Origin of the sequence: Sulfurimonas sp. (assembly GCF_023229025.1) — a bacterium.
In the GTDB taxonomy this organism is placed as follows: Bacteria; Campylobacterota; Campylobacteria; order Campylobacterales; family Sulfurimonadaceae; genus Sulfurimonas.
The window spans coordinates 1-6,547 of the sequence record NZ_JALOAA010000064.1; the positions used below are offsets into that span (position 1 = coordinate 1).

A 6,547-nucleotide genomic window follows, 5' to 3' on the forward strand; every position below is an offset into this window, starting at 1 on the left:
ATAAATATCTTATCAACACTCCCACGAGGCACAACCTTAGTGTCGCCCCCTACAACAATCGCACCGTTAATTTCAAGCTCTTTTTTCATACTCCGCACAATCCGCTCAAGCTCTCTAGTCTCAAAACCCTCTTCAATAATCACGCTACATGTAAGATACTTCGGTCGTGCTCCCATCATAGCCAAATCGTTACATGTACCACAAACCGCAAGTTTACCAATGTCCGCTCCTGCAAAAAAGAGAGGCGAGACCGTAAAACTATCGGTAGAAAACGCAAGCTCCCCATTATGGACAATAGCCGCATCTTCGCTTTTGTCGAGTATCTCATTTTTAAAGGCTTTGTAAAATACTTTAGAGATAAGTTCATTATTCTCTTCACCACCGTTTCCATGTGCAAGGGTTATGGTTTTGTTCACACCAAATTCCCATACTTATAATAAGCCGCACATGCGCCCTCGCTGCTTACCATACAGCTTCCTATCGGGCTTGTTGGTTTACATGCAGTTGCAAAGATGGTGCATTCTGGTGGGTTTGCTATTCCTCTTAGTATATCTCCGCAGATGCAGAGTTTGTGGTCTTCTATTTCGCCTATTGGAAGAGTCTCTTTATAGATAACCTCAGCGTCATACTCTTTAAATTCTGGCTTTAGTTTTAGTCCGCTTTTTGGTATGTTTCCTAAACCTCTCCACTTAAAGAGGTCTCTTTTATCAAAATATCTCTCTATTAGCTCTTGTGCTTTTAGGTTTCCCTCATAAGTTACTAGCCTTTTGTACTCTATCTCAAGCTCGCATCTACCCTCTATAAACTGCTTGACTATCATACTAATTGCCTGCATAACATCAACAGGCTCAAATCCTGAAACTACCACTGGGCGGTTATAATCTCGTGCAAACTCTTCATATATCTTGCTTCCACTAATTACGCTTACATGAGAGGGTCCTAAAAATGCGTCTATTTTGTTGTTGTAACTATCTACATGTATGTCTCTGGAGTCTATTAGCTCACGCATGACTTCTGGAACTGTTACATGGTTTATGTGAAAGTAGATATTTTTAATGTTTTTCTTTATAACTGCGTCAAGAAGAGCCGCTGTCATGGGGGTTGTTGTCTCAAAACCTATGGCAAAAAAGATGATTTTTTTAGTTAGATTGTCATTTGCAATTTTTAGGCACTCTAAGGGTGAATACACAAAACGAACATCAGCGCCCTTGCTTCTTGCATCTTGGAGGCTTCCGTTACTTCCCGGCACTTTTATCATGTCGCCTAAAGTTACCAAAATCACATCTTCTGTCATGCTCAAAACATAGGCATGATCTATTCGCTCTTTTGGCATAATGCAGACAGGACATCCGGGACCGTGGATAAACTTGATGTTTGATGGCAGAAGTTGAGGAAGTCCGTACTTCATGATGGTATGCGTATGTCCGCCGCAAACTTCCATGATATTTATGGGATTTTTAAGCTTCGCAGCATCTTCGTTTATAATTTTTGCATAGGCTTTTATAGTGGTGGCATCTCTAAAATCATCATAGAGATTTTTAAGCTCTAATTGCTTCATTAAAGCGGCTCTTCCTCGTCTATTATCTCAATTATTTTTTCAAATGCTTCAAGGCTCAAAAGAGCCTCACTCTCATCTATCTTGTTCATAACAAACCCGATATGAAGAAGTACATAATCGCCTATTTTTATATCTTCTTCGCCAACAAGTGCTAAGCTGGCTTCTCTTTGAACGCCCATCGTATCAACCGTTGCCACTTCATTTTGCTTATCTATTTTAACAACTTTGCTAGGAATTGAGAGGCACATTATCTCATTCTCATTTTAAACTTAATCCACTCGGAAACTTTTTTAACACTCTCTTCATCTTTTGTACTAACTTCAAGTATGTCAACATTTGGCTTTAACTTTCTTGCCATCTCTTTCTCTTTTTGCATGTCATACTCAAAATATGGGAGCAAATCTGTTTTGGTAAATAAAATCAAATCCGCTTGGCGAAACATAACCGGATATTTTGCAATTTTATCTTCGCCTTCTGGAATGCTGACAAGAACTATGTTTAAGTGACTTCCAACATCATAACTAGCAGGACAAACTAGGTTTCCGACATTCTCAATAAAACAGACATCCACACTACCCAAGTCCATGTGATGAAGCGCTTTGTGCACCATAAACGCATCCAAATGACAAGCTGAACCTGTTTGAATTTGATGAGCCTCTATCCCTTTTGCTTTTAATCTATCAGCATCACGGCTTGTCTGTAAATCTCCCTCTATTACAGAAAATTTAAACTCATCCAAATCTGACAAAGCCTCAAGCAGAGCAGTTTTTCCGCTTCCCGGAGAACTCATCAGGTTTATACAAAGAACTCCTTGAGAGTTAAAATGCTCTCTGTTATGCCCTGCTTCTTGATCATTTTTATCTAATATTTTTGTAATTACAGAAATAGTTTTAGGGTCATTTAACTGTGGGTTGTCATGCAGATGTTCATGATGGTGGTCATGTGAATGGTTACCATCATGAGAGTGGACATCTTCTACAATACTGCAGCCGCAATCTTTACACATACTCTTTCTCTACAACACACTTGGCATCTGTTTTAGCACTCTTGGTATATGCGTACGCCAAAGCGATACCACTCAGATGAAGAAAAAGTGTAGATAGAGTAAATCCTAACATGTAAGTTGCAAAACTACCGCTTTGAAATTCAGCTCCATGAGCAAAACCGTGAAACAATCCAAAAAATGCAACTACTGTTACTATAATCTTTATAGATATCTTCTTCGCAAAACCTAAAAATGCAAAAACGACGGCGATAGATAGAAGTATCCCCTCCTCAACAAAAGGTATCTTAACACCAATGAAGCCAAATATTGCCGCGGCAAGCATAGCTGTGACAAAAGCAAACAGAAGAAGATACCCTCTTTTTGATGCAAAAAAAGCAATCATACCGACACCAATCATAGCCAGCACATGGTCTAAACCACCCATAGGATGTAAAAATCCACTGCTAAACCCACTATTTTGTAAAAAAGTCGTATGTCCAAAAGCAAATGCAGACAACGATAAGAGCATCAATAGAATTTTCATACAATTTTCCTTAGTTTTTTCTACTCAAGTGAATAGTTACTCTATTTTATATTTTTATTTTAAATCTAAGTTGAATTTGTCAATTTTATCGATTTAGACTCATAGAATTTTTTAAACCATCTATCAAGAGGATAAATTAATCTATATATAACTGGAACGACAAGCAGGGTTAAAACCATTGAGCTTAAGAGCCCGCCTATTATAGAGATTGCCATTGGTGCTTTAGTCTCGCTTCCTAGTCCATCTCCAAGTGCTAGCGGTAACATTGCAAAGACCATTGCAAATGTTGTCATTAAAATCGGTCTTAATCTCTTCTCTCCCGCTTCTACTAATGCTTCATCGGCATTTTTACCGCTCTCTAGGGCATGATTTGCAAAATCAACAAGCAGTACCGCATTCTTTCCTACCATTCCCATAAGCAGCATAAAGCCAATCATAACAAAAAGGCTAAATTGAAGCCCCGAGATATAGAGCGCTAACATAACACCGACTATACTAAGAGGGAGTGAGACCATTATGATTACAGGCTGAACAATCGACTCATATAAAATTGCCAAAATTATAAACATCAAAATAACGCTAAGTCCAATCGCTACCGTAAATGCCTCTGCTGTTTTTACCATCTCTTCGGCAAATCCGGTAAATCTATATGAAACACCCTCCGGCAAAAGATTGCTTATCTCTGCTTCTGTGTAAGATACTGCGCCACCCAAATCAAGTCCGAACAGATCTGCAAAAACAGTGACTTCCCTCTCTCTATCGTAATGATTTATAGTTGCAAGTGTCTGACTATTTGAAAATGTAACTAACCCGTCTAGATAGACAAGCCTGCCCTCTTTAGATCTTACTTGAAGTTTTTTAATATCCTCCAAAGAGACTCTCTGCTCATCACTAAACCTTAGCGTGATGTCATACTGTTTTCCACTCTCCTCAAAGTATGAAATCTCCAAATCACTTGAAAAAGCTATTGATACCGCCTCTGCTATATCAGACGCCGAGACACCCATTGCAGAAGCATTCTCTCTTAATATATTTATATCTATCTGCGGTTTTGTCTCATCCAAATCCGTATCAATATCAACAAACCCCTCTTTTTTTGAGAGATACTCAACTAAATTTTTCTTTGCCGTCTCTAAATCTTTAAATGAGTCTGACTTTAAGACAATTTGGTATGGAACTGAAGCACCTGCTCCCTTTATATCTGGGATTGCTGAAGCGGTTATAAACATATCCTCTTTAAAAATCTCCAACTTGTTTCTAAAATATTGAATAATCTCCTCTTGATTTAACTCTCTTTTGCTTTTATCACTTAGCTTTACATATATTAGAGCCTTATGCTTCTCTTGGCTTGTGTTGTATCCGACACTAAGAGTTGTGTACTCTACATCTGGATTTTCTCTTACCAAATCCTCGACCTCTTTAGACTTACGAACCATCTCCTCAAGAGATATACCCGTGTTAGCTTTTATTTTTATCTCAAACTCAGATTTATCCTCTTTTGGTATAAAATCCATACCTATTTTTGGAAACAGAGATAGCGAAGCAAAAAATATTATCACCACCAAAACCAAAACTGTCGCTTTAAACCTCAGAACTAATCTCAGTATCAGCTCATAAGCACGCTCTAAAGCTTTAAAAATTGGCTCACTAAGATCATAAAATCTACTCTCTTTACTTTTTAGAACCCTTGCACTAAGGCTTGGAATAAAACTAAGTGCGATAGTGTATGAGATTATGATTGCAAAGCCCACCGTCATGGCAAAACTCTCAAAAAACTTGCCGACTATTCCACTCATAAACGAAACAGGGATAAATACGGCTAAAAGCATCGCCGAGATAGCTAAGATGGTAAAAGCCATCTCTTTTGTACCTTCATAAGCCGCCTCAAACTTGCTCATGCCGCCTTCCATCTTTTTGTAGATATTTTCAATGACGACTATCGCATCATCTATAATAATCCCAATGGCAAGGGTAAGCCCGATAAGCGTCATCTTATTTAAATCAAATCCCATGAAGTTCATTAAAGCAAAAGTGCCTAAAATAGAAGCGGGGATGGATAGTGCCGAGACTAATGTGATGGTGAAGTTTCTTAAAAATACAAAAACGATGATTGCTGCAAGAAGAGAGCCATATATAAGGTCAAACTCCACATCTTTTAGTGAGTTTATTATAAAAGGGGAAGTGTCGTTTAGTACTTTTACCTCAAATCTATTTTTTGCCATTGATTCGAGCTGCGGAACTATATTTTTAACCTGCTCTATAATATCAATCGTATTTGTTCCGGAGATTTTTTGAACCTCCAGCATGACACCTTCTGCTCCGTTGTATGAAGCATAGCTTTTAGCATCACTCAAAGAGTCCTCAACGACTGCAATATCCCTTAGCCTTATATTGTCCCTTATCTTTATGTTTTTTAGCTCTTCAATGGTTAGTGCATCAGCTTTAGTCTTTATGGTAAATTCATCTCTTTTTGTTATAAGCTTTCCGCCGCCTATCTTTACATTCTCTAGCGAGATTGCCGAGTTTAGCTCTGCAACTGTAATATCATACTTGTTTAGCTCTTTTGCATCCGGAAATATTTTTATCTCTCTATCTTTATAACCGACGATGTTAATCGCCCCGACACCGTTTACCTTTTGAATTGATGGTTTAACCTTTTCATCCGCAAAAAGCATAAGATTTTTCAAACTATCATTTTTTGCAGTTAAAAATATATTTATTATAGGCGCAGAACCTATATCGAGCTTACTTATAAGCGGAGTCTGCGCATTGTTTGGAAGTTTTACCGCCGAGACCTTATCTCTTACATCATTTGCGCACTCATCAATATCACGCTCTAAAAAAAACTTAACAGTCACAATACTGACCCCATCGCTGCTGCTTGAGATTATGCTGTCGATTCCGCCGATTCTTGATATTGCATCTTCTATCTCATCGGTGACTTGCGACTCTATAGTTCCTGCTTCTGCACCTGGGTAATTTGTCTGGATTGTTACAATCGGAAAATCAACATTGGGAAAAAGGGCTGATGGCATTGACTTGTAACTCATAAGCCCAAATATAACTAATGTAACGACATACATTAAGGTCGCAATTGGTCTTTTGACTGCTAATTTATACATTATAGTTTACTTTTTAAATTCAATGTAGCCATCACCAAAGAGTCCCGTGGTAAAGTTTGTCACCTCAACCTCTGCTCTAAGCTTTCTGCTTTGCTTATCTACATGTGGATAAACTTTTGAGATAACTCCTCTGTGCTGGGTCTTGTCTCCATCAACCATGTATCTAAATACATCTCCCGCTTTTACATCCTGCCAATACTTCTGGTCAAACTCTAAAACAAGCTTTCTCTCACTTTTACTCTGGAGTTTTAAGACTGTTTTTGGCGACATCTCTGTTACAACATCCCCTACTTCTACGCTTTTTTCATATACGACACCATCAAATGGAGCAAGAAGTA

General features: G+C 38.3%; 7 protein-coding genes. All 7 read right to left on the reverse strand.

The window, feature by feature from the left end; translation table 11 throughout:
* On the reverse strand, positions 1–416 hold a 416-nt coding region (locus M0Q20_RS10655; RefSeq protein WP_295061762.1), incomplete at its 3' end, for an AIR synthase related protein.
* Positions 413–1,558, reverse strand: coding sequence for a hydrogenase formation protein HypD (hypD, locus tag M0Q20_RS10660; RefSeq protein ID WP_295061763.1), 1,146 nt, complete (start codon positions 1,556–1,558; stop codon positions 413–415). The genes hypD and M0Q20_RS10655, both read right to left, overlap by 4 nt.
* Positions 1,558–1,806, reverse strand: coding sequence for a HypC/HybG/HupF family hydrogenase formation chaperone (locus tag M0Q20_RS10665; RefSeq protein WP_295061764.1), 249 nt, complete (start codon positions 1,804–1,806; stop codon positions 1,558–1,560). The genes hypD and M0Q20_RS10665 overlap by 1 nt, the downstream gene beginning before the upstream one ends.
* A complete protein-coding gene (hypB, locus tag M0Q20_RS10670) occupies positions 1,806–2,564 on the reverse strand; it encodes a hydrogenase nickel incorporation protein HypB (protein ID WP_295061765.1) in 759 nt (252 codons plus the stop codon). The genes M0Q20_RS10665 and hypB overlap by 1 nt, the downstream gene beginning before the upstream one ends.
* Positions 2,557–3,087, reverse strand: coding sequence for a HupE/UreJ family protein (locus M0Q20_RS10675; RefSeq protein ID WP_295061766.1), 531 nt, complete (start codon positions 3,085–3,087; stop codon positions 2,557–2,559). The genes hypB and M0Q20_RS10675 overlap by 8 nt, the downstream gene beginning before the upstream one ends.
* Before the next feature lie 65 nt (positions 3,088–3,152).
* Positions 3,153–6,209 (reverse strand): efflux RND transporter permease subunit, encoded by a 3,057-nt coding sequence (locus M0Q20_RS10680; RefSeq protein WP_295061767.1) that lies wholly within the window; start codon positions 6,207–6,209, stop codon positions 3,153–3,155.
* A gap of 6 nt (positions 6,210–6,215) precedes the next feature.
* A partial coding sequence (locus M0Q20_RS10685) for an HlyD family secretion protein (RefSeq protein ID WP_295061768.1) occupies positions 6,216–6,547 on the reverse strand: 332 nt, incomplete at its 5' end.